The sequence below is a fragment of the Pseudomonas sp. Marseille-Q7302 genome (assembly GCF_965111925.1).
Genome location: NZ_CBCOPK010000001.1, coordinates 2,098,381 through 2,119,992, shown reverse-complemented (window position 1 = coordinate 2,119,992; position 21,612 = coordinate 2,098,381). Strand labels below are relative to the sequence as shown.

Annotated in this window: 19 protein-coding genes, 3 tRNA genes and 4 pseudogenes; 9 read left to right on the top strand and 17 right to left on the bottom strand. The window is 66.1% G+C overall.

Annotation, left to right across the window (positions count from 1 at the left end; genetic code table 11):
• From ACWPW1_RS09970 to ACWPW1_RS09960, 3 genes are read left to right on the top strand one after another with little or no spacing between them, the layout of a single operon-like run.
• A complete protein-coding gene (locus ACWPW1_RS09970) occupies positions 1–1,281 on the top strand; it encodes a dihydrolipoamide acetyltransferase family protein (protein WP_454252884.1) in 1,281 nt (426 codons plus the stop codon).
• A gap of 2 nt (positions 1,282–1,283) precedes the next feature.
• The gene (gene lpdA / locus ACWPW1_RS09965; protein WP_434776374.1) at positions 1,284–2,666 is read left to right on the top strand and encodes a dihydrolipoyl dehydrogenase; all 1,383 of its coding nucleotides are present in this window, start codon (positions 1,284–1,286) and stop codon (positions 2,664–2,666) included.
• A complete protein-coding gene (locus ACWPW1_RS09960) occupies positions 2,663–3,688 on the top strand; it encodes an AraC family transcriptional regulator ligand-binding domain-containing protein (RefSeq protein WP_434776373.1) in 1,026 nt (341 codons plus the stop codon). The genes lpdA and ACWPW1_RS09960 overlap by 4 nt, the downstream gene beginning before the upstream one ends.
• Here the strand turns inward: ACWPW1_RS09960 and ACWPW1_RS09955 are convergent.
• The 6 genes from ACWPW1_RS09955 to tyrS all read right to left on the bottom strand — a co-directional run bounded on the left by ACWPW1_RS09955 (position 3,685) and on the right by tyrS (position 8,897).
• Positions 3,685–4,080: an ester cyclase gene (locus ACWPW1_RS09955; protein WP_434776372.1), complete on the bottom strand. Its 396-nt coding sequence runs from the start codon at positions 4,078–4,080 to the stop codon at positions 3,685–3,687. The two genes, ACWPW1_RS09960 and ACWPW1_RS09955, sit on opposite strands and share 4 nt — an antisense overlap.
• 22 nt (positions 4,081–4,102) lie before the next feature.
• On the bottom strand, positions 4,103–4,888 hold the full coding sequence (locus ACWPW1_RS09950; protein WP_434776371.1) for an enoyl-CoA hydratase: 786 nt from the start codon (positions 4,886–4,888) through the stop codon (positions 4,103–4,105).
• A 14-nt stretch (positions 4,889–4,902) separates the two neighbouring features.
• Positions 4,903–6,087: an acetyl-CoA C-acyltransferase gene (locus tag ACWPW1_RS09945; RefSeq protein ID WP_434776370.1), complete on the bottom strand. Its 1,185-nt coding sequence runs from the start codon at positions 6,085–6,087 to the stop codon at positions 4,903–4,905.
• Positions 6,088–6,097: 10 nt separating this feature from the next.
• On the bottom strand, positions 6,098–6,865 hold the full coding sequence (locus ACWPW1_RS09940; protein ID WP_434776369.1) for an SDR family NAD(P)-dependent oxidoreductase: 768 nt from the start codon (positions 6,863–6,865) through the stop codon (positions 6,098–6,100).
• 99 nt (positions 6,866–6,964) lie between these two features.
• On the bottom strand, positions 6,965–7,642 hold the full coding sequence (locus ACWPW1_RS09935) for an SDR family oxidoreductase (RefSeq protein ID WP_454252883.1): 678 nt from the start codon (positions 7,640–7,642) through the stop codon (positions 6,965–6,967).
• Between the two features lie 10 nt (positions 7,643–7,652).
• The gene (gene tyrS, locus ACWPW1_RS09930) at positions 7,653–8,897 is read right to left on the bottom strand and encodes a tyrosine--tRNA ligase (RefSeq protein WP_454252882.1); all 1,245 of its coding nucleotides are present in this window, start codon (positions 8,895–8,897) and stop codon (positions 7,653–7,655) included.
• Positions 8,898–9,492: 595 nt separating this feature from the next.
• On the opposite strand from tyrS, the gene ACWPW1_RS09925 reads away from it, so the two are divergent.
• Both ACWPW1_RS09925 and ACWPW1_RS09920 read left to right on the top strand, forming a co-directional pair.
• Positions 9,493–10,650 carry a GAF domain-containing protein gene (locus tag ACWPW1_RS09925; RefSeq protein WP_434776366.1) on the top strand — a complete coding sequence of 386 codons (1,158 nt, stop codon included), beginning with the start codon at positions 9,493–9,495 and terminating at the stop codon, positions 10,648–10,650.
• A gap of 5 nt (positions 10,651–10,655) precedes the next feature.
• Complete coding sequence (locus tag ACWPW1_RS09920; RefSeq protein ID WP_454252881.1) at positions 10,656–11,273, top strand: histidine phosphatase family protein; 618 nt, start codon at positions 10,656–10,658, stop codon at positions 11,271–11,273.
• Here the strand turns inward: ACWPW1_RS09920 and ACWPW1_RS09915 are convergent.
• The 7 genes and pseudogenes from ACWPW1_RS09915 to ACWPW1_RS09885 all read right to left on the bottom strand — a co-directional run.
• Positions 11,270–11,707, bottom strand: a pseudogene (locus ACWPW1_RS09915) (methyl-accepting chemotaxis protein); the annotation flags it as partial. The gene ACWPW1_RS09920 and the pseudogene ACWPW1_RS09915 overlap by 4 nt on opposite strands.
• A gap of 105 nt (positions 11,708–11,812) precedes the next feature.
• A pseudogene (locus ACWPW1_RS09910) lies at positions 11,813–12,583 on the bottom strand (PAS domain-containing protein); the annotation flags it as partial.
• A 249-nt stretch (positions 12,584–12,832) separates the two neighbouring features.
• Entirely contained in the window at positions 12,833–14,299 is a 1,467-nt protein-coding gene (locus ACWPW1_RS09905; protein ID WP_454252880.1) for a chemotaxis protein CheW, read from the bottom strand.
• Positions 14,296–14,742: pseudogene (locus tag ACWPW1_RS09900) on the bottom strand (methyl-accepting chemotaxis protein); the annotation flags it as partial. The gene ACWPW1_RS09905 and the pseudogene ACWPW1_RS09900, both read right to left, overlap by 4 nt.
• A 165-nt stretch (positions 14,743–14,907) precedes the next feature.
• Positions 14,908–16,770: pseudogene (locus ACWPW1_RS09895) on the bottom strand (PAS domain-containing protein); the annotation flags it as partial.
• Between the two features lie 144 nt (positions 16,771–16,914).
• A complete protein-coding gene (locus ACWPW1_RS09890) occupies positions 16,915–17,700 on the bottom strand; it encodes a sulfite exporter TauE/SafE family protein (RefSeq protein ID WP_059314520.1) in 786 nt (261 codons plus the stop codon).
• A 118-nt stretch (positions 17,701–17,818) separates the two neighbouring features.
• Complete coding sequence (locus ACWPW1_RS09885; protein ID WP_271654595.1) at positions 17,819–18,181, bottom strand: hypothetical protein; 363 nt, start codon at positions 18,179–18,181, stop codon at positions 17,819–17,821.
• A 166-nt stretch (positions 18,182–18,347) separates the two neighbouring features.
• On the opposite strand from ACWPW1_RS09885, the gene ACWPW1_RS09880 reads away from it, so the two are divergent.
• From ACWPW1_RS09880 to ACWPW1_RS09870, 3 genes are all read left to right on the top strand, one after another.
• Entirely contained in the window at positions 18,348–18,551 is a 204-nt protein-coding gene (locus ACWPW1_RS09880; RefSeq protein WP_059314518.1) for a hypothetical protein, read from the top strand.
• Between the two features lie 89 nt (positions 18,552–18,640).
• The gene (locus ACWPW1_RS09875; protein ID WP_257721113.1) at positions 18,641–18,769 is read left to right on the top strand and encodes a hypothetical protein; all 129 of its coding nucleotides are present in this window, start codon (positions 18,641–18,643) and stop codon (positions 18,767–18,769) included.
• 179 nt (positions 18,770–18,948) lie between these two features.
• Complete coding sequence (locus ACWPW1_RS09870; RefSeq protein WP_454252879.1) at positions 18,949–19,143, top strand: hypothetical protein; 195 nt, start codon at positions 18,949–18,951, stop codon at positions 19,141–19,143.
• Between the two features lie 118 nt (positions 19,144–19,261).
• Here the strand turns inward: ACWPW1_RS09870 and ACWPW1_RS09865 are convergent.
• From ACWPW1_RS09865 to ACWPW1_RS09855, 3 genes are all read right to left on the bottom strand, one after another.
• Positions 19,262–19,346 (bottom strand) — tRNA-Leu (locus ACWPW1_RS09865).
• Between the two features lie 51 nt (positions 19,347–19,397).
• Positions 19,398–19,473: transfer RNA gene (locus tag ACWPW1_RS09860), tRNA-His, on the bottom strand.
• Between the two features lie 35 nt (positions 19,474–19,508).
• Positions 19,509–19,585, bottom strand: a tRNA-Arg gene (locus tag ACWPW1_RS09855).
• A 249-nt stretch (positions 19,586–19,834) separates the two neighbouring features.
• On the opposite strand from ACWPW1_RS09855, the gene folD reads away from it, so the two are divergent.
• Positions 19,835–20,689, top strand: a complete 855-nt coding sequence (gene folD / locus ACWPW1_RS09850) for a bifunctional methylenetetrahydrofolate dehydrogenase/methenyltetrahydrofolate cyclohydrolase FolD (protein ID WP_059314516.1) — start codon at positions 19,835–19,837, stop codon at positions 20,687–20,689.
• A gap of 42 nt (positions 20,690–20,731) precedes the next feature.
• Here the strand turns inward: folD and ACWPW1_RS09845 are convergent, their stop codons facing one another.
• Positions 20,732–21,583: a glycine betaine ABC transporter substrate-binding protein gene (locus ACWPW1_RS09845; protein ID WP_313647921.1), complete on the bottom strand. Its 852-nt coding sequence runs from the start codon at positions 21,581–21,583 to the stop codon at positions 20,732–20,734.
• Between the last annotated feature and the right edge of the window lie 29 nt (positions 21,584–21,612).

Genomic DNA, 21,612 nt, shown 5'->3' with positions numbered 1-21,612 from the left:
ATGGGTACTCATGTCATCAAGATGCCGGACATCGGCGAAGGCATCGCCGAAGTGGAGCTGGTCAAGTGGTACGTGGCAGTGGGGGACGAGGTCAGCGAAGACCAGACCCTCGCCGATGTCATGACCGACAAGGCCATGGTGGAGATTCCTTCCCCGGTGGTTGGCCGGGTGCTGGCCCTGGGTGGCGAGCCTGGCCAGGTGCTGGCGGTGGGCGCCGAGCTGATCCGTCTGGAGGTGGCCGGTGACGGCAACCAGCGGGAGGCCACTCGCCCCGCTCCCGTGGCATCCACACCCGCGCCCAAGGTGGAAGCGCCCAGGCCCGCGCCGGAACCCGCTCCGCCGCGTCCGGCACTCGAGTCTCAGCGCGAGGACGATAGACCGGCTTCCCGCCCGGCACCGGGTAGTGCGCCGCTGGCGTCACCGGCAGTGCGCCAGCACGCCTGGGACCTGGGCATCGAGCTCCGCTTCGTCACCGGTACCGGCCAGGGCGGACGCATCCTGCACGGCGATCTGGAAGCCTATGTACAGCAACGCGACGCGGGTCTGCCGCCGGCCACGGGTGGCGGAGGTCTCGTCAGGCGCAGTGGCGAGGAGCGCATCCCGCTGATCGGCCTGAGACGCAAGATCGCCGAGAAGATGCAGGCCGCCAAGCGCCACATCCCCCATTTCACCTATGTGGAAGAGCTGGACGTCACCGAGCTGGAAGCCTTGCGTGCCACCCTCAATCAGCGCTGGCAGGGACGCCGCGCACACCTCACCTTGCTGCCCTTCCTGGCGCGGGCGCTGGTGGTGGCGGTGCGGGATTTCCCGCAGATGAATGCCCGCTTCGACGAAGAGACCAGCACCGTGACGCGTTATGGTGCGGTGCACCTGGGCATCGCCACCCAGGGCGAACAGGGCCTGGCGGTACCGGTGGTGCGCCATGCCGAGGCGCTGGATCTCTGGGGCTGTGCCCAGGAGGTGGCGCGCCTCGCTACCGCGGTGCGCAGCGGCAAGGCCGGGCGCGATGAGCTGGGTGGCTCCACCCTGACCATCAGCAGCCTCGGTCCGTTGGGGGGTATCGCCTCCACGCCCATCATCAACCATCCCGAGGTGGCCATCATCGGCGTGAACCGCATCGTCGAACGCCCGGCCTTCCGCAATGGCCTGGTGGTGCCACGCAAGCTGATGAATCTCTCCGCTTCCTTCGACCACCGGCTGATCGATGGCCAGGACGCCGCCAGTTTCATCCAGGCCGTGCGCCAGCTGCTCGAACAACCCGCCACCCTTTTCCTGGAGTAGCCATGGACACCCGACTCCTCATCATCGGCGGCGGCCCCGGCGGTTATGTCGCCGCCCTGCGCGCCACCCAACTGGGCATCGCCACCACCCTGGTGGAGGGCGCCGCCCTCGGCGGGACCTGCCTCAACGTCGGCTGCATCCCTTCCAAGGCCATGATCCACGTAGCCGAGGAATACCAGCGGGCCTGCGGGCGTGCGGAACAGGGCAGCCTGGGCATTCGCCACGGGCGTCCGGAACTGGACCTCGGCCAGGCCGTGGCCTGGAAGAATGGCATCGTCGACCGTCTCACCACCGGCGTCGCCGCCCTGCTCAAGAAGCAGGGGGTAACCGTCGTCGAAGGCTGGGCCGAGATTCTCGACGGCAAGACCGTCGAGGTGCAGCGGGCCGGTGGTGAGCGGCTGCGCATCCGCACCGAGCACCTGGTACTGGCCATGGGCTCCACCTCGGTGGAGCTGCCCAACCTGCCTTTTGGCGGCCCCGTGATCTCGGCGACCGAGGCGCTGTCGCCCACCGACATTCCCGAGCATCTGGTCGTGGTGGGCGCCGGCTACATCGGCCTGGAACTGGGCATCGCCTATCGCAAGCTGGGCGCTCAGGTCGCCGTGGTGGAAGCCCAGTCGCGACTGCTGCCCGGCTATGACGCCGAGCTGACGACGCCGCTGCGCCAGCGGCTGGAACGCCTGGGCATTGCACTGCACCTGAACTGCACCGTCGCTGGCCTGGCGGCCGATGGCGCTGGCCTGCGAATGACCATCAGCGACGGCCAGGAGCAGGTCCTGCCGGCGCAGCGCATCCTGGTGTCGGCCGGCCGCCGACCGCGCACCGAAGGCCTGGACCGCCTGCCGCTGGACTATGACGGCCGCTATATCCGCGTCGACGACGGCTGCCGCACCAGCATGACCGACGTCTGGGCCATTGGCGACCTGACCGGCGAGCCGCTGCTGGCGCATCGCGCCATGGCTCAGGGCGAAGTGGTGGCTGAGCTCATCGCCGGCAAGCGTCGGCGCTTCGCGCCGGTGGCCATTCCGGCGGTCTGCTACACCGATCCGGAGATCGTGGTGGTAGGCCTTACCCCCGAGCAGGCCAAGGCCCAGGGCCTGGAGACCAAGGTCGCCAGCTTCCCCTTCGCCGCCAATGGCCGTGCCCTGACACTGGAAGCTCCTGAGGGCTTCGTACGGGTAGTGGCCCGCGCGGACGACCACCGCATTCTCGGCTGGCAGGCCACCGGGCAGCAGGTCGCGGAACTGGCCACGGCCTTTTCCCACAGCCTGGAGATGGGCATGCAACTGGAAGACGTAGCCGCCACCCTGCACCCCCACCCCACCCTGGGCGAGGCCGTGCAGGAAGCGGCGCTGCGGGCCCTGGGCCGTGCGCTGCACCTGTGACCGGCCTGCCGCGCGACAGCCTGGCCCTGGGCATTCTCGACGAAGCCCTGGCCAGACTGTGCCGGCAAAGTGGCCAGCGGCCGGACGCGCTGCTCGCCGCCGAAGGCATCCCGTTGCCGGCGCTGCTCCTTGGCGGTGCCGGCGACCGCCTCTCGGCGCCGCTGTTCGGCCAGCTGTGGTATCGCCTGGCGCGGCGCTTCGATGACGAATTCTTCGCCCTGGGTCCGCGCCCGCTTCCGGCTGGCAGCTTTGCTTTTCTCTGCCAGAGCGCCCGTCTGCAGCCGACCTTGGGCGATGCCCTGCGGCACAGCGCCGACTTCCTGCGGCTGACCCTGAGCGTGGATCTGCGGCTGCAACGCGACGGTGAGCGGGCGACCTTGCGACTGGCATCCGGCAGTCTGCCGGGCAGCTTCGCAAGCTTCACCCTCTGGCTGATCCTGCATGGCCTGGCCTGCTGGCTGGTCGGCCGGCGCCTGCCGCTGGAGGAGATCCGTCTGACCGCTCAGGCGCCGGGTGCGGAACTGCTGGCCGACTACCAACAACGCTTCGGTCCAGGGCTCTGCTTTGGCAGTGACGACGACTGCCTGGTGCTGGACGCCGCGCTGCTGGCCCTGCCGATCCGGCGTACTGCCACGGACGCGCGGCGCTTCATTGCCGCCGCGCCGGGCAATCTGCTGGTGCACTATCGAGACGACGCCAGCCTGATCGCCCGCATCCGCGCCCTGCTGCGCAGTCGTGCGCCCGAGGACTGGCCGGATGCCGTCCGCCTGGCGGCAGACCTGGGCCTCTCGCCCGCCACCCTGAGACGTCAGCTGGCGGCTAGTGGCCAGTCCTACCAGCGCCTCAAGGACGAGCGCCGTTGCCGCCTGGCCTGCCGCCAGCTGGATCAGGGCGCCCTCCCCCTGGACGAACTGGCCCTGCGCCTGGGCTTCGCCGATCCTCGCTCCTTCCAGCGCGCCTTTCGCAGATGGACGGGGCTGAGCCCCCTGGGTTATCGCCAGCGCCCTACCCGCGCCAGTTAGCCCGCCGCCAGCTGAACCGCGATGGCAGCCGTATCTATCACCGAACGCACCTCGCGGATGCGGCCGTTCTCGAAGCGATAGAAGACGTGCTCGGCAAAGCGGACCCGGCGACCCTTCACCGCCAACCCGAACAATTCACCATGCGGCGTGCAGTCGAAGTCCAGCTGCGCCGCCAGCCAGGGCGGCTCGACCACCAGCAGCTGCGCGGCGAAGTGCAAGTCAGGAATGGCGGCATGATCGCCTTCGAGCATCGCCTGATAGCCTGCCAGCCCCAAGGGCCGACCATTGTGCTCGACGGCCTCGTCGACATGACGGCCAAGCTCCGCCCAGGCCTGGCGATTGAGGCAGTCGAGATAGGCCTGATAGCGCTCGCCTAACCTATCGGCTGACACGTCCTGATTCCTCCGTTATTGCCTAGCGATGCTCGAACTTCGCCGGACGCTTCTCGACGAAGGCTGCCATGCCTTCCTTCTGGTCGGCGCTGGCGAACAGCGAATGGAAGACCCGGCGCTCGAACCGGATGCCCTCGGCCAGGCTGGTTTCGAAGGCCCGATTGACGCTTTCCTTGAGCAGCAGGGTCGCTGGCAGGGAACGGCTGGCGATGCCCCGCGCGGCTTCCAGGGTGCGCTCCAGGAGCTGGTCGGCGGGAAACACCTGGGCGACCAGGCCGGCGCGCTCGGCCTCGGTAGCGTCCAGTTGTCGACCGGTCAGGCACAGCTCCATGGCCTTGGCCTTGCCCAGGGCACGGGTCAGACGCTGGGTGCCGCCGATGCCAGGGATGACGCCCAGGGTGATCTCCGGCAGGCCGAAGCGGGCGGTGTCGGCGGCATAGATGAAGTCGCACAGCAGCGCCAGTTCGCAGCCACCGCCCAGGGCGTAGCCGGCCACGGCGGCGATCAAGGGCTTGCGCCGCTCGGCGATGCGGTCGGCGATGCGAAAGTAGTCGTCCAGATAGATCTGCGGATAGCCCTGCCCGGCCATTTCCTTGATGTCCGCCCCGGCGGCGAAGGCCTTGGCCGAGCCGGTGAGCACCACGCACCCCACCTCGGGATCGGCGTCCAGGCGCGCCAGCATGGCGTCCAACTCAGTGAGTAGCTGGGCATTGAGGGCGTTGAGCGCCTTGGGTCTATTGAGGGTGATGAGGGCCACGCGGTCCTGGATGTCCAGCAACAGGGTCGATTCGGCAGAGGGTTCGCTCATGATCTTGTCCTTGTCTAGTCGTTGAGTTCCAGCGCCAGGGCGGTTGCCTCGCCGCCGCCAATGCAGATGGCGGCCACGCCCCGACGCAAGCCGCGGTGACGCAGCGCCTGGATCAGGGTCACCAGAATACGCGCGCCGGAGGCACCAATAGGATGGCCCAGGGCACAGGCACCACCGTGCACGTTCAGCCGCTCCGGGTCCAGCCCCAGGGCATCCTGGGCGGCCAACGCCACCACGGCGAAGGCTTCGTTGATCTCGAAGAGGTCGACATCGCCCAACTGCCAGTCGATACGCTCGAGCAGCGTGCGGATGGCGCCGATGGGGGCGGTGGGAAAGTCGGCCGGCGCCCCGGCATGGGCGGCGTGGCCACGGATGGTCGCCAGCGGCGCCAGACCTTCATGAGCGGCCGTGCTGGCGCGCATCAGCAGCAGCGCCGCCGCGCCATCGGAGATAGAGCTGGCATTGGCCGCGGTCACGGTGCCGCCTTCGCGGAAGGCCGGCTTGAGCGTGGGAATGCGTGCAGGATCGGCGCGGCGGGGTTGCTCGTCGGTGTCGAGGCGCAGGGTCTCCTTGCGCGTCACTACCTCCACCGGGACGATCTCGGAGGCAAAGGCGCCACTGGCCTGGGCCTGGCGTGCCCGTGCGAGAGACTGCTGAGCATAGGCATCCTGGCGTTCGCGGCCGATGCCCAGACGTGCGGCGCAATCCTCGGCGAAGGTCCCCATCAGGCGCCCGGGTTCATAGGCGTCTTCCAGGCCGTCGAGAAACATGCTGTCGATCAGGGCGCCATGGCCGAGACGATAACCACTGCGGGCCTTTTCCAGCAGATAAGGCGCACGGCTCATGCTTTCCATGCCACCTGCCACCACTACCTCGGCACTGCCGGCACGCAACAGGTCATGACCGAGGATGGTCGCCTGCATGCCCGAGCCGCACATCTTGTTCAGGGTGGTGCAGCGCGTCGTCTGGGCCAGGCCAGCGCCGAGGGCGGCCTGGCGCGCGGGGGCCTGGCCAAGGCCCGCGGGCAGGACGCAGCCCAGCAGCACTTCGTCGACTCGCTCGGGCGACCAGCCGGCCCGCTCCAGTACCGCGCGAACCACGGCACTACCCAGTTGCGGCGCCGAGAGCGCGGCCAGCTCGCCACCCAGGGCACCCATGGGCGTACGGGCAGCGGCGACGATGACAATGGGGTCGTTCATGACGATTCTCCTAGCGCGGGGCCATGCGCAGGGCGCCGTCGAGGCGGATCACCTCGCCGTTGAGCATGGGATTCTCGATGATGTGGCGGACCAGGGCGGCGAATTCCTCGCCCCGCCCGAGCCGCGGTGGAAAGGGCACGTTGGCGGCCAGGGCATCGCGGACCTCAGGGGTCATGCCGGCCATCATGGGCGTCTCGAACACCCCGGGCGCGATGGTCATGACCCGGATCCCCTGCCCGGCCAGTTCACGGGCGGCAGGCAGGGTGAGCGCGGCGACCCCACCCTTGGAGGCAGCATAGGCGGCCTGGCCGATCTGGCCATCGAAGGCGGCAATGGAGGCGGTATTGATGATCACGCCGCGCTCGCCGCCCTCGTCGGCCTCACCTTGGGCCATAGCGGCCGCGGCCAGGCGCAAGACATTGAAGCTGCCCACCAGATTGACGGTGACGATGCGGGCGAAGGCCGCCAGATCGTGCGGCCCATTGCGCCCGAGGATGCGGGCGCCACCGACGATACCGGCGCAGTTGATCGCGCCCTGCAGACTGCCCCAACGTTCCATAAGGCTGTCGATGGCGGCGCTCAGGGCTCCGGCATCGGTCACATCCACCGGCAGCGCCAGGGCCTGGTCGCCGAGGCGTTCGGCCTGGGCCTGCACGGCATCGGCCTGCAGATCCAACAGCGCCACCCGGGCGCCTGCCGCCACCAGCAGCCCGGCGGTGGCCGCGCCGAGGCCGGAGCCGGCGCCGGTTACCAGGAAGGTTCGATCATCGATGCGCATGAGGGCACTCCCAGGGGGTAATGCCCGCATCTTCGACCCTCCCCCGCAGCGGGACAAGGGCCGGATCGCTCAGCGCGCCTGAGCGATCCGGCCACCGGCTCACCAGGGCAAGGCCTGGCCCTGGTAGTCGAGAAAGGCGCTGCCGCTTTGGCCAACCCGGGCCTCGATCGTCGCGACCAGACCAGCCACACTATCGGCGACTTCGACCGGGGCGCTTGCCCCGCCCAGCTCGGTGCGGACCCAGCCCGGATGCAGCGCCAGCACCGCGAAGGCCGGTTGCCGCCCGGCCACCCAGCTCTGCAGCAGGCTGTTCAGCGCTGCCTTGCTGGCACCATAGAGTGGCATCTCGGCGGACCGCGCCAGGCTGACGCTGCCCATCTGCGAACTCAGACAGGCCATCACCCCCTCGGCGGCCATTCGCGGCGCCAGGGCATCCAGTAACCGCAGGGGTGCCACGGCATTGGTGAGGAACAGCTCGCCCAGCTCCGAGACCGTCGCCCACTGCCCGTCCTCTTCTGCCGGCCCCATGATGCCGGCGTTGACGATCAGCCGATCCAGCGAGCCAGGACGCAACTCTTCCAGCAGTCGTGTGCCGAGGTCGGGATCGCACAGATCGCCGGTCACCACCCGCAGCCGGCCCTTGGCAGTCGCCATCAGGGCATCCAACGCGGCGTTCGGCGCTCGCACCAGCGCCAACACCTGAGCACCCTGCGCCAGATAGCGCTCCACCAGCCCCAAACCTATGCCCCGCGAGGCACCGATCACCCAGACATTCATAGCCTTCTCCTCAGTCCGTCAACGTGATGCGCAAATGTCTTTTCTTGCCCAGACTTACCCGCCGCCCGGCGTCCGTCAGCGTTAGACGGATATCGGGATCCATCACCGTCTGCTCGTCCAGGCGCAGGCCACCGCCTTCCGCCAGGCGACGCACCGCACTGCGCGAAGGCTGCAGCCCGGCTGCCACCAACAACTCGACCAGGCTGACGCCCCCTTCCAGCTCTTTGCGAGTCAGGGCGATTTCCGGCAGCTGACCCGCGCCGTCTCGATCGGCGAATACCTCGGCGGCCGCCGCCTCGGCCTCGCGCTGTGCCCCCTCCCCATGGGCGAGCCGCGTCGCCTCGTTGGCCAGCACCGTCTTGGCCAGGTTGATTTCCGCGCCACCCAGGGCGCCCAGTCGGCGGACCTCGTCCAACGGCAATTCGGTGAACAGGGCCAGGAAACGTTCGACGTCCGCATCGTCGCAGTTGCGCCAGAACTGCCAGAAGTCGAAGGCCGACAGCCGCTCCTCGTTGAGCCAGACCGCGCCCTGAGCCGACTTGCCCATCTTGCGCCCATCACGGGTGGCCAGCAGCGGCATGGTCAGACCATAGAGCTGAGGGCCGCCCTGACGGCGCGACAGCTCCACGCCGTTGATGATGTTGGCCCACTGGTCCGCGCCGCCTAGTTGCAGGGTGCAGCCATAGCGCCGCGACAGCTCGACGAAGTCGTAGGCCTGCAGCAGGGTGTAGCCGAATTCCTCAAAGGACAGCGAGTGCTCGCGGTCGAGACGATTCTTGATGGCATCGAAGGTGAGCAGCCGGTTGATGGAAAAATGCCGGCCCACGGCGCCGAGAAAATCCAGGTAGCCCAGGCCGTCGAGCCACTCGGCGTTGTCCACCACCTGGGCACGACCGTGGCCATCGCCCACTTCGAGATAGCGGTGAAAGGCCTTGGCGATGCCGGCCATGTTCAGGGCGACCTGGCCGTCGGTGAGTACCGGGCGACTGCTGTCGCGGAAACTGGGGTCGCCGATGCGGGTGGTGGCGCCACTGATCAGCAAGAGGATGGAATGGCCGGCACGCTGCAGCCAGCGCATCAGCATCAGGCCTTGCAGATGGCCGACGTGGAGGCTGTCGGCGGTGGCGTCGAAGCCGAGATAGCCGGTCACCGGCCCGGCAGCGAAGGCGCGCGCGAGGCCATCCCGGTCGGTGGTCTGGTGGACGAAACCGCGGGCTTCGAGGGTGGCGAGCAGGTCTTGCGTGGTGCTGTCCATGGGGTCTCCTGTGGCTGGACGGTGCCAGGGAGACCGGGAGAAGTTGCCTTGACCGAGCCGCCCTAGGCGGTTCGGTCATGCAGCGCAGTACCTACCACCCGATATTGGTCAGGTAGTAGTAATAAGCGCTGATAGGACAGAGGAAGGTTCGCATGGGGCGTCACGCTACCGGCTTGCTCAGCCGTTGGCAACTGCGAACCGCTCGCACTGCCGCTTCGACCAGATGTCGCAGCTCCCCTGGCAGGCGCTGAACGAACGGCGACAGTGGCGTTCCGACTCCTGTCCTTTGCCAGCAGTATCGAGACGCAGAGATGAACCTACCCGCTCCACCCCTAGCGATCCCCCGCGCCGACGTGGCGTTTCCAGGTGTACCTGGACAAGGAAAACCCCTTGCGTGAGAGGATCCCATTGATGAAAAGCATCACCCCGGCCAACCTGCTGCTGCTACTGCTCTGCCTTACCGTACTGGCCTACGCGACCGATCTGATCGGCTAGTCGTAGCCTGGAACAACCTCAACGACGTCTAGCTGATGGTTGCCCTCCGGCGTCTCTTGGCCTAGCGTTCAGGCCTTGTCCGTCAGAGAGTTACCACACCATGTCCAGTCACCCCTCCAGCGCCGTGGAAAGCCTTGAACTGCTGGCGTCGCTGGATTCCGTCGCGGCGCTCCTGCGCGTCGTGTGCGAGGTCAGCGGCCTCGGTGTCGCCACCATCGCGGAGGTCACCGACCAGCGCTGGATCGCCTGCGCCGTGGAGGATCGGATCGCCTACGGCCTGCAACCCGGCGCGGAGCTGGATCTCGAGTCCACCCTCTGCAATCACGTGCGCTCTTCCCACGACGCCGTGGTCATCAGCGACGTGGAACAGAACCCCACCTACTGCGACCATCCGGCGCCCAGCCTCTATGGCTGGAAGAGCTATCTGTCAGTGCCCGTATTCCGCCCCAATGGCACCTTCTTCGGCACCCTCTGCGCCTTCGATCCTCGACCCGCTCCGCGACTGGAACAGGGCTCGGTGATCACCACCCTGGAAGGGTTCGCCCGCTTGCTGGGCGAGCTGCTCGCACGCGAAGAGCAACGCCGTGACGAAATGCCCGGACCGCGCGGCGACAGCGATCTCCAAACGCTGCGCGAGCAGTTGCTGGTGCTTTTTGAACAGGACCTGCAGCGGCCGCTGCAGGCGCTGGCCACCCAGGATTCCCAGGCCCGCGACGGGCAAGCCGAGGCCGGCAGGCTGGCCGGGCGCTGTGGCGAGGCGGCCGACTTCGTACGGACGCGCCTGGGGCTGGGCCTGCCCTTGAAGCTGGCGCTGGAGGATGGCGTGAACGAACGTCTCGCCAGCTTGCTCGCGACACTACAGGCGCGTTTTCCTGATCGGCATTTCAACGGCGAGTTGCCCGTGCTGCCGGCTGCGCTCCGGCTTGATCTGCCGCGCCTCCTGCAGGCGGTGGGCGCCCTGCTCGAGCACGCCGCCGTCCAGAGCCCTGCGGGGGACACCCTCGTCCTGCGCGGTGCGCTCGAAGAGCGCAGCTACCAACTCGAGGTGAACAGCAGCGCCGCCACGGTGGACCCTGCTACCCTGGCCCAAGTGTTCCAGCCCGCGCTGACCCAGGCCGACGCGCAACGACCCCCCGGCCTGGCGCTGGGCCTCTATCTCGCCCAGGAGATCGCCCGCGGCCATGGCGGCAGTTTGATCGCCCGCCTGGAGAACGGTCGTCAGCGCTTCATCCTAACTCTACCCACTGCCCTGGATTGATGCCTTTGCCTTTGCCTTTGCCCACTCCCTTGCTGGTGATCCGTCACGGCGAAACCGACTGGAACGCCAGCGGCCGTCTGCAAGGACGCCAGGACATCCCGCTGAACGCTCGCGGTCGCGCCCAGGCACAGGCCGTCGGCCTAGCCCTGCGCGAACGCTACGACATAGGTCCCTTCGCCTGCCTGAGCAGCCCGCTGCAGCGCGCCAGCGAAACCCTCGAACTGATCCTCGCGCAACTGCCCGGTACCCCAAGGAGCCTGGGCCGGGACGCGCGCCTGGCGGAAAAGGCCTTTGGCGACTGGGAAGGCCTGGACATGCCCACCATCGCCCAGCGCTATCCCGAGCAGCATGCCAGCCGCGCTGCCGAGCCCTATACCTTTCGGGTACCAGGTGGCGAAAGCTATGCGGATGCGGCCGAGCGGGTTCGCCCGCTGCTGGAGGCGCTCGATGGCCCCACCCTGCTGGTGGCCCACGGCGCCCTGATCCGCAGCCTGCTGGTAGCGACCGGCCTGGCCAGCCCCGAGGTGGCCACCCGGATGGTCATCCACCAGGGCCGTTGGCTGGAGCTCACGGCCGAGGGCTATCGGTGGTACAGCGCCGCTGGCTGGGACGAGGAGCCTTAACTCAGCCGCCGGGCGAACTGGCTGACCGCGCCCACCACCTGGCGGGCGCCGTCCTGGATCTCGGTGATGCGCACCCCAGCGTTGCTGGCCAGGTGCAGGCCCTGCTCCGCCTGTTGCCGACTCGCAGCCATGTTGCTGACCGCGGTCTGCGCCAGTTGCTGATTCTGCTGCACCACCCCGACGATCTCTTCGGTGGCCTTGCTGGTGCGCCCGGCCAGTTGCCGGACCTCGTCCGCCACCACGGCGAAACCCCGGCCCTGTTCGCCTGCCCGGGCGGCTTCGATGGCGGCGTTGAGCGCCAGCAGATTGGTCTGCTCGGCGATACCGCTGATGGTCTTGACGATGGCGCTGATCACCAGCGACTGCTTACCGAGGTCTTCGATGCCGTTGGCAGCGACCTGAATCTCGTCGGCGATGCGGGTCATCACCGCCACCGTGTCCTGCACCACCGCCGCACCCTGACGGGCGCTTTCGTCGGTGGTCTGGGAGATGTCGAAGGCGACCCGCGCGGCTTCGGCCACCGCCAGCTCCTGCTCTACCTGTTCAGTGATGACGGTGGCGAACTTGATGACCTTGTACAGCTCGCCGCGGGTGTTGAGCACCGGGTTGTAGGAGGCTTCTAGCCAGACCGTGCGGCCATGGCTGTCGATGCGCTTGAAGCGACTGGCCACGTAGTCACCCCGGTTGAGCCGTTCCCAGAAGGCGCGATAGTCGGCCGATTCGGCCTCTTCGCGGCTGCAGAACATCCGATGGTGCTTGCCGACGATCTGCGCCAGCGAATAGCCCATGCCCTGCAGGAAGCGCTCGTTGGCGGTGAGCACCTCGCCGGAGAGATCGAATTCGATCACCGCGGTGGAGCGCAGCAGCGCATTGATGATGCCCGAGTGCTCGGTGGAGGTTTCCACCTGCTCGGTACGGTCATAGGCGTAGCAGCGGATCTGCTTGACCCGACCCTCGGTATCCCGCACCGGCGTCCAGATTGCGTAGAGCCAGGCAACGCCACCGGTGCCGCGCAGCAGCCGATAGATGCCACTGGCCTGGTGACCTTCACTGAAGCTGCGCTTCAGATCGCCGTAGCAGACCAGCTTCTTCACGTAGTCCGGAATGATCTCGTCCAGATTCCGCCCGGTCAGGCTGCCGGGAGCGTAGCCCAGGCAGAGCGCGAAGTTCTCGTTGAAATCCTCGATCCGCCCCTGGGCGTCCAGCAGCAGGCAAAGGGCATCGTTACAGAACGCCGCGCGTAACTGCCGATGATCGGCCAGTTCAGCTTCGAGTTCGGCAATGCGGCGTTTGAGTGCGGAGTTGAACATGGGATCACCCAGGAAAGTTGTGTCTTTCTCTGCTTCGACGCGCCGCGGGATTTCTTGACAACTCCCTGATGAACGCCTGCACCCGGCTCCGGCAGCGGCGGCGCGGTGGCGCGCCCCACCTGGCGACTTCCGGCAAACACCACTCGCTCTAGCCTGCCGGTACCGCTTCGATGAGGGACGCCTTCGGTGCCCGACAAAGCCACGGGTAATCCGTTACCCGACCGTTCGACGAAGCGACGAGCGGTATCGTCAAACTGTCGCAGCCATGCGCTCCGGAAGGGTCTGCCGGGGCTGACCTTCCAGACGTTTCACCAGCGCCCCGAGGTCGATCAGGGTCGCCTGGCGACTGTTGCCCGCGGATCCTACGCCCACCCAGCTCTGCGCCCGCTGCGCCGGTACTGCCCCGCCCTCCCCTGACCACTGCCAGCTGCGCGCCAGGGCATCGGCGCGCAACTCGGTAAAGGCCTCGATGGCCTCGACCCGCTGCACCACGAAACCCAGGCGCTGGCGTTGCCCTTCCACCACGATCACCTGATCGCCAGGACCGGACTCCACCGCCGTTGCACCGGCCAGGGTCCGCAGGCAGACCAGGGTGATCTGCTGGCCGCGGACCTCCATCAATCCCAGCAACCGCGGATCCCGCTGGCCGAGGCGCAAGTAGTGCGCCGGCAGCGGCAAGACCTCGGCCACCTGCTCCAGCGGGACGGCGAACAGCAATTCGGCGAGAAAGGTCAGGCACGACTGGCGGCGGACCTGACGCCGCTCTTCGCGCAGCAGGTCGCGATCGGTGCGATAGATCCGCGCGTAGGCCACCGCCGCCTCCTGGCACCCCAGGGCCAGGTGATCGATCACGATGGCCGCCTCGCCCTCCGCGGCGCTGAACACCCCGCGCAACAGTCCGGGCTGCTCCAGCCCGAAGCCAAGCAGCGGCGCGCACTGCGCCGGATTCCGCCGCCACATGCCGAGCAGCCGCTGGAAGCCGAAGGCCACCCGATACTGACCCTGATCGCCCGCCGCCAGCACCAGCAGCTGCTCATGGTGACCCTGGGCGGGCGTGGCCAGGCCCAGCAGCTCGGACAGCTCCAGCACCGGCAAGGCCTGGCCTCTCAGCTGCACCTGGTAGCGACAGCTGTCGCTGGCGAATTCGCTGGGCGTCAGCTGCGGTCGATCCACCAGCTCCTGCACCACCGCCGCATCCAGGCACAGGCACCGCCCATCGCACTCGAACAGCAGATAGAGCCGCTCCTCTTCCGTGCCAATGGCTGCCTGCCGCTGTAGCGCCGGCGGCCTGTCGGCGCTGACCTCGAAGCCCGGCAAGGCGGCCAGCGCCGGCAGATCCAGCAGATGCACCAGCCGGCCGGTCTCCGGCTGCAGATGCACCTGTCCCAGCAGGCGCCCGGGCGCCCCCTGCAATTGCACGATGGCGTCATCCGCCAGCTTGAGGATGTCCACCACCCCATCGATGGCCAGGCCGAAGCGCCCACCCCCATGACGGATCACGGCGATCCGGCGCTCGTGCTCGACCGCCGGCAACCCCAGCAGGCGATGACCGTCCACCAGCGGCAGCGGCTGGCCGCCCAGCTCGAAGAGGCCCAGCAACCAGGGCACCGGACTCGGATGAGGCGCCAGGCGCTCCGGCCAGGGCACCACGCGTTCCAGGGCCTGGGCGGACAGCGCGACTTCTAGTTCGCCGATCCGCACCACACCCTGGGTCACGGCCGTCCTCCCCCGACCATCGGCGGGAGGGTGGTGGCCGCGTCCAGTTCCTGGATCAGCTGATTGACCCGCGCCGCATCGTCGAGCTGGGCCGCGGTGGAGCCGTTGATGGCCTCGATGGACTGCTGGGTCTTGCCCACTCCTTCGGCGATCATGCCGAAGGCCTCTCCCACACTGCGGGAGATCTCACTGCCCTGGGCGATGCTCTTGACTGACTCCAGGATCAGCTTGTTGATCTCCTTGGTCGCCTGGGACGACTTCTCGGCAAGCTTGCGTACCTCGTCGGCCACCACCGAGAACCCTAGGCCATGCTCACCGGCACGAGCGGCCTCGATGGCGGCGTTGAAGGCCAGCATGTTGGTCTGGTTGGCGATGTCGCTGATGACCTGGACGATGTCCTGGATACCACCGGCGGTGGTGCCTATGGCAGCCATGGCATCCAGCGAGCGAGTCAGCGTCAGGGAGCCGCGCTCGGCTTCCTCCAGGGTGCGGCGCGCCATACGGTTGGCGTCATCGGTGGTCTCGGCGATCTGGTTGATGGAACGGGTCAGGGCGTGCAGCGAGAGATTCATCTGCTCGATCTTCTGCCGCACGTGCTGCTCCATCTCGACTTGGCGGGTGATGTCGGTGGCGAACTTCACCACCTTGTGCACCTGCCCTTCGGCGTCGAAGATCGGGTTGTAGGTCGCCTGGATCCAGATCCGCTGACCGAACTTGCTCAGCCGCATGAAGCGCCCGCCGAACACCTCGCCCTGAGCCAGTCGCGCCCAGAACTCACGGTACTCGCTGGAAGCGACATGCTCGGCTTCGCAGAAGAGCCGATGATGCTGGCCACGAATCTCTTCCAGGCGATAGCCGAGGGTAGCCAGGAAGTTGCGATTGGCATCGAGGATCTTGCCGGTCAGGTCGAACTCGATCACCGCCTGGCCGCGATCGATGGCGGCCACCTTGCCGGCATAGTCGCTGTTGCGAATCTGACTCTCGGTGATGTCCACGGCGAACTTCACCACCTTGCACGGCTTGCCGTCGGCGTCGAAGATCGGGTTGTAGGTGGCCTGGATCCAGATCTCCTCGCCACGACTGTTGCGCCGCTTGTACACCCCGGCATCGAACTCACCGCGCCCAAGCTTATCCCAGAACAACCGATACTCCGCCGAGCGGGCATAGTCGTCAGCGCAGAACAGGCGGTGATGCTTGCCCACTATCTCGTCGGCCTGGTAACCCAAGGCCAGCAGGAAGTTGCGGTTGGCGGTCAGCACCGTGCCGTCCAGCGAGAATTCGGCGATGGCCTGGGACCGGTCGATGGCCGCTACCTTGCCTTCGTAGTCGCTGTTGCGCAGCTGACTTTCGGTCACGTCACTGGCGAATTTGACGACCTTGTAGGGTTTGCCCTCGGCATCGAGGATGGGATTGTAGGTGGCCTGGATCCACACCTGACGCCCATCGCTGGCGCGGCGCTTGTACAAGCTGGCATCGAAGTCGCCGCGGCCGAGCTTTTCCCAGAACAACCGATACCCCGGCGAGCGCGCATCATCCGGTTCGCAGAAGATCCGGTGATGCTTGCCACGCACCTCTTCCAGGCGATAGCCGAGTGCGGCGAGGAAATTTTCGTTGGCGTCGAGGATGGTGCCGTGCAGATCGAACTCGATCACCGCCTGGGCCCGATCGATGGCGGCCATCTTGCCTTCGAATTCGGCGGCCTGGAGTTGCGCGTCGGTCACGTCGGTGGCGAACTTCACCACCTTGTAGGGTCGGCCGTCGCTGTCGAGGATGGGATTGTAGGAGGCCTGGATCCAGATCGGTCGGCCATCGCGGCGGATACGCTTGTAGACGCCGGTATCGAAGGTGCCCTGGCCCAGTCGATTCCACAGCAGGGCATATTCCGGCGAGCGAGCGTAGTCGGCCGGGCACATCAGACTGTGATGCCGCCCGCGCAGCTCATCCAGCGCGTAGCCGGTCATGTCGAGGAAGTTGTCGTTGGCCCAGAGCACGTTGCCCTGCAGATCGAATTCGATCACCGCCTGGGAGCGATGGATGGCTGCGATCTTGCCCTCGAACTCCACCGCCTGCAGCCGGGCTTCAGTGATATCGGTGGCGAACTTGATGATGCGCTGGGGTTTGCCCTCGGCATCCAGCAGCGGGTTATAGGTGGCGCGAATCCACACCAGGCTGCCGTCCTTGCGCTTGCGTCGATAGACGCCACTGCGGAACTCGCCACGACTCAGCGTCTCCCAGAACGCCTGGTAGTCCTCGCTCTGGGCCACTGCCGCCGGGCAGAACAGACGATGGTGGCGTCCGCTGATCTCATCCAGGCGATAACCAAAGGTCTCCAGGAAATTGCCGTTGGCATGCAGCACCGTCCCCTGCAGATCGAACTCGATCACCGCCAGGGAGCGATCCAGGGCCTGGCGCAGGGTGTGATAGGCGCTGGCGTCATCGACGGTGGCAGAGGCGGTGAAAGCGGAAGACATGGGGACAACTCCAGGAAGGGACTCGGCAATCAGGCTATCGGCAATTGCGATAACAATTTGAGTTCCGTCTATCCTAGAGAGGTTTTCGCTCGGCGGAGCGCCAGTAGTCGTCTGACGAATGACCCGTTTCGCTTGCAGCTGGTCTCACGCCACCAGCTTGGCGCCGATGAGCATCAGCATGATCGCGAGGCAGGGCCGCAGTACCTTGTCCGGCACCCGTCCAGAAAGATGACTGCCCATGAAGATGCCCGGTAGCGAACCCAGCAGCAGAAAGCCCAGCACGTGCCAGTCCAGATTGCCCAGGCCGGCATGACCGAGCCCCGCCACCAGGGTCAGGGGGACCGCATGGGCGATTTCGGTGCCGACCAGCCGCCGGGTCGCCATCAGCGGATAGAGCAGAAAGAGCGCGACCGTTCCCAGGGCCCCGGCACCGATGGAGGTCAGGGTCACCATGAAGCCCAGCACTGCGCCGGTCAGCACCGTCAGGGCAATGAGGCGACCGGCACTCAGGTGCAGTCTGTCGCCGGCATGGCGACTGGCGAAGGCAAAGATCTGCCGTTTGAACAGGATGGCCAGGGCCGTCAGCAGCAGCACGATGCCCAGCGCCTGCTTGATCAGCGCATTGGTGGCGTGCTGATCGCCCGGCAACAGCGCCAGGGCGAGTAGCGTCAGCAGCGCGGCCGGTACGCTGCCTGCGGCCAGCCAGCCGGTCACGGCCCAGTCGATGTTGCGATTGCGCTGATGGACGAAGACGCCACCGGCCTTGGTGATGGCGGCATAGAGCAGATCGGTACCCACCGCGGCGGCCGGGTTGATCCCGAACCAGAGCAGGATGGGTGTCATCAGGGAGCCGCCCCCTACCCCGGTCATGCCCACGATGAAGCCCACCACCAGCCCCGCGATCACGAAGCCTATTGCCCCTACTTCCATTACAGCCCCAATTGCCGTTGTCGGCTCATCTAGCGGCCGCACAGGATAACGACTCAGGTTATGCCGAGATATATTGAAAGAATCTTTGCTTATAACCCGTGGCGCTATGTCTGAGGGATCATCTTGGGCGATGCGCGTCCAGGTAGGCGGTGATCTCCGCATCGTCATAGCCCGCATGGCGAGCATGGGTCGCGACCGCGTCACGACAGGCAGGATCGCTGATGGTCGCCGGTATCGAGACGCCGCAGGGCGTCAACGAGGCTTGAGCGAGAAAGCTCTGCAGATCCTGCTTGTGCTCTTCGGCAACGGGATGGGTACCCGTGGTCGGTGCATGGGCTGCCACCGGCGGCGCCGTCGTCGCTACCACGGCCGGCTCGCTGCCAGTCGAATCGCTCTTGTGCGTGGTCGCCACGGCGGCCACTACCAGCAGACCGAAACCTGCCGTCAATACCAGCAGCTTGCGCGTCGAATTCCCGCTCATGATCCTTGCTTCCCTATAAAACTCTTACCGCTTCGGACATTGCCTTGTCTCAAAACGACGCAAGTCGAACTTTTAACCAATCGAGTCAGACAATATCTTTCCGACTTATGTTCAGTGGAAGCCGGCTCATGCCACACTCCGGGGCATCAGGAACCAGGAGCGGCTCATGCAGCAAAAGGATTTCATCGGCCCTCGATTACGCCAGCTCAGCGCGGACCTCTCGCTTGCCGATCAGTTGGCGGAAACCGCCCAGATCGACCTCAATGCCGATCTCAAGCGCCGGGTACGGGAAGACCTTGAACGCGCGCTACGTGAGGTCGGCCAGCTCAGCGAAGAACAGACGCTGTGGCTGAGTTGGGCCTCCAGCTGAGGTGCCCGGCCAGACGTCATCGCTGCGGCGTCGTCGCACTGTAACGGACGACTGATATCTAGGACGGGTATCTCTACCTGGAGCCTGGCATGAACTCGGACTACGAAATCAGTGACGACATCGCTCAGTGGGTCGGCAGCGTCTTGCTGACCCTGGTGCTGCTCAGTGGCGGCGCCATCGGCGGTACGCTCTTCCTGCTGAGCGAGACCCTTGCCTGACCGTCTGTCGCCTGGCGTCTTCAGCTACCAGGCACAGCGAGTCCGTCGTTGACCCGACGCTCGCCTGCCCGCACGCGCCCTGTCCGCCAGTGATCCGCCTGCAACTTGCATTGATTGCCCGGCGCGCTACTCTCGAAAGGTGGCAATAACTATTAGTGCACACAGCGAGAGGCCGGATCATGCGAACCCAACTGACCCGCTCGATCACCCTGTTCGACGACCCGCACCCGTACGCGGCCGTGAGGGACAGCTCACCAGCGCCCACAGGCGTACGCCTAGCCAGCGGCTTCCGCCAGAAATGGACCGGGGCCCTGCTGTTTGGCACCACCTTTGGCCTCGCCCTCTGCGCGCCTCTGCTCCGGCACTTCCACTAACCACCCAAGGCTGGAAACAGGGAAGCTGGCGGTTGCGCACCTCAAGGCACCGGTCGCCGCTCGAATTCCAGACACAAAAAAACCGGCACTGGGCCGGCTTTCTGCTTTGCATCTTGATTGGTGCGGACGGAGAGACTCGAACTCTCACACCTTGCGGCGCCAGAACCTAAATCTGGTGTGTCTACCAATTCCACCACGTCCGCGAGACGCTTGAAAGACGAACGCCAGACACGAGGTCTGGCGTTCGCTGAATATGGGGTGGACGATGGGAATCGAACCCACGACACCAGGAGCCACAATCCTGTGCTCTACCAACTGAGCTACGCCCACCATATCTTACATGCTTGCCGTCGCCGAACCGCCAATGGCGCGCCCGGCAGGACTCGAACCTGCGACCATCCGCTTAGAAGGCGGATGCTCTATCCAGCTGAGCTACGGGCGCCTGTTACGGCAGCTGCCCTAGCAGAGACTTCCTTGGTGAGAAGCCTCTTGCCTGGCCCTTGTCAGTGACTTGGGCTGTGCTCGGCAAGCGGGGCGAATGTTATAAAGCTCGCGGCAACCCGTCAACTAATTTTTTAAAAATTTTTAAGCAGAAAGAATGAGTTAGCCGTCACCCGAGGCTTCTCTGTTGCCAGTGGGCCCGTCCATGCGAAAATAGCCGACCCTTTTCCGTCACCACCAGAAACCGCCCATGACCGCCCAACTGATCGACGGCAAGTCCATTGCCGCCCGCCTGCGCCAGGATATTGCCCAGCGAGTCTCTCAACGTCGTAGCGCCGGACTGCGCGCCCCTGGCCTCGCCGTCATCCTGGTCGGCGACGATCCCGCCTCGCGCGTCTATGTGGCGCACAAACGCAAGGATTGCGAAGAGGTAGGCTTCGACTCCTATGCCCATGACCTGCCCGCCAGCACCAGCCAGGCGGAGCTGGAAGCCCTGATCGACCGTCTCAATGACGACACCAGCGTCGATGGCATCCTCCTGCAGCTGCCCCTCCCCGCCCACCTGGATGCCACCACGCTGCTCGAACGCATCCGCACCGACAAGGACGTGGACGGCTTCCACCCCTATAACCTGGGCCGTCTGGCGCAGCGCAACCCCCAGCTGCGACCCTGCACGCCCAAGGGCATCATGACCCTGCTGCACAGCACCGGTGTCGACCTCTATGGTCTGGATGCGGTGGTGGTCGGCGCTTCCAACATAGTTGGTCGCCCCATGGCGCTGGAATTGCTGCTGGCCGGCTGCACCGCCACGGTCACCCACAGATTCACCCGCTCCCTCGAACATCATGTCAGCCAGGCCGACCTGGTAGTGGTGGCCGTGGGCAAGCCGGGGTTGGTCAAGGGCGAATGGATCAAGCCCGGTGCCATCGTCATCGACGTCGGCATCAATCGCCAGGCCGACGGCCGTCTGGTTGGCGACGTGGAGTACGAAAGCGCGCGCGAACGTGCCAGCTGGATCACCCCGGTACCGGGCGGAGTCGGCCCCATGACGCGGGCTTGCCTGCTGGAAAACACGCTGTACGCTGCCGAACAGCTGCACAGCTAAAAAAACGGGCCCCGTGGGGCCCGTTCTTCATTCGGCTACGTCTCAGGGCAGCCAGGACTTCACGCGATCCGGGTGCTTGGCCAGCCAGGCCTTGGCGGCCTCTTCCGGCTTCTGGCCTTCTTCGACCGCCAGCATCACCTCGTTCACCTCACCCGGCTGCCAGGCGAACTTCTTCAGGAAGTCCCAGACCGGCTTGGCCTTGGCTTCCAGCGCGGGGTTGGCCACGGTATCGACATGCTCGGAGCCGCCGAATACGCCCTTGGGATCTTCCAGGAACTTGAGTTTCCACTTGGCGAACATCCAGTGCGGCACCCAACCGGTCACCACGACGGCCTTCTGGTCCTTCTCGGCGCGGGTCAGCTCGGCGATCATGCCGCTGCCCGAACTGGCCACGAGCTTGTAATCCAGGCCGTAGTCCTTGATCGCCTGATCGGCCTTGATCATGACCCCGGCACCGGCGTCGATACCGATGATACGGCCGCCGAAGTCGGCTTTCTGCGCCTGCAGATCGGCGATGCTGTTGGCCTTGACGTATTCCGGCACGATCAAACCGATCTTGGCGTCGGGGGTGTTGACGTTCAGGTCGACCACCTGGTCTTTCATCTTCTCGTAGTAGGCGCCGTGGGTGACCGGCAACCAGGCGGAGAGCATGGCGTCGAGTTTGCCGCGAGCGACGCCCTGCCACATGATGCCGGCAGCAACCGGCATGAGCTTGACTTCATAGCCCAGATTCTGGCGGATCACTTCAGCTGCGGTGTGGGTGGTTGCCACGCTGTCGGCCCAGCCATCGACATAGCCGATGGTGATTTCGGGCTTGGCCGCCTGGGCCAGGCCCATGGCGGTGGTGAGCGCAACACCGAGTCCTATTCCCAACAGTTTCTTCACCATGCTCATGCAGCAGTCCTCTCGCTATGGAATTCGGG

Bases quoted from the DNA above. Each gene is read 5' to 3' on its own strand.
- ACWPW1_RS09970 (WP_454252884.1), top strand. From the start codon at position 1: ATGGGTACTCATGTCATCAAGATGCCGGACATCGGCGAAGGCATCGCC.
- ACWPW1_RS09935 (WP_454252883.1), bottom strand. From the start codon at position 7,642: ATGAATGTCTGGGTGATCGGTGCCTCGCGGGGCATAGGTTTGGGGCTG.
- ACWPW1_RS09925 (WP_434776366.1), top strand. From the start codon at position 9,493: ATGTCCAGTCACCCCTCCAGCGCCGTGGAAAGCCTTGAACTGCTGGCG.
- ACWPW1_RS09950 (WP_434776371.1), bottom strand. From the start codon at position 4,888: ATGAGCGAACCCTCTGCCGAATCGACCCTGTTGCTGGACATCCAGGAC.
- ACWPW1_RS09945 (WP_434776370.1), bottom strand. From the start codon at position 6,087: ATGAACGACCCCATTGTCATCGTCGCCGCTGCCCGTACGCCCATGGGT.
- ACWPW1_RS09885 (WP_271654595.1), bottom strand. From the start codon at position 18,181: ATGAGCGGGAATTCGACGCGCAAGCTGCTGGTATTGACGGCAGGTTTC.
- tyrS (WP_454252882.1), bottom strand. From the start codon at position 8,897: ATGGACAGCACCACGCAAGACCTGCTCGCCACCCTCGAAGCCCGCGGT.
- ACWPW1_RS09880 (WP_059314518.1), top strand. From the start codon at position 18,348: ATGCAGCAAAAGGATTTCATCGGCCCTCGATTACGCCAGCTCAGCGCG.
- ACWPW1_RS09875 (WP_257721113.1), top strand. From the start codon at position 18,641: ATGAACTCGGACTACGAAATCAGTGACGACATCGCTCAGTGGGTCGGC.
- ACWPW1_RS09870 (WP_454252879.1), top strand. From the start codon at position 18,949: ATGCGAACCCAACTGACCCGCTCGATCACCCTGTTCGACGACCCGCAC.
- folD (WP_059314516.1), top strand. From the start codon at position 19,835: ATGACCGCCCAACTGATCGACGGCAAGTCCATTGCCGCCCGCCTGCGC.
- ACWPW1_RS09890 (WP_059314520.1), bottom strand. From the start codon at position 17,700: ATGGAAGTAGGGGCAATAGGCTTCGTGATCGCGGGGCTGGTGGTGGGC.
- ACWPW1_RS09845 (WP_313647921.1), bottom strand. From the start codon at position 21,583: ATGAGCATGGTGAAGAAACTGTTGGGAATAGGACTCGGTGTTGCGCTC.
- ACWPW1_RS09940 (WP_434776369.1), bottom strand. From the start codon at position 6,865: ATGCGCATCGATGATCGAACCTTCCTGGTAACCGGCGCCGGCTCCGGC.
- lpdA (WP_434776374.1), top strand. From the start codon at position 1,284: ATGGACACCCGACTCCTCATCATCGGCGGCGGCCCCGGCGGTTATGTC.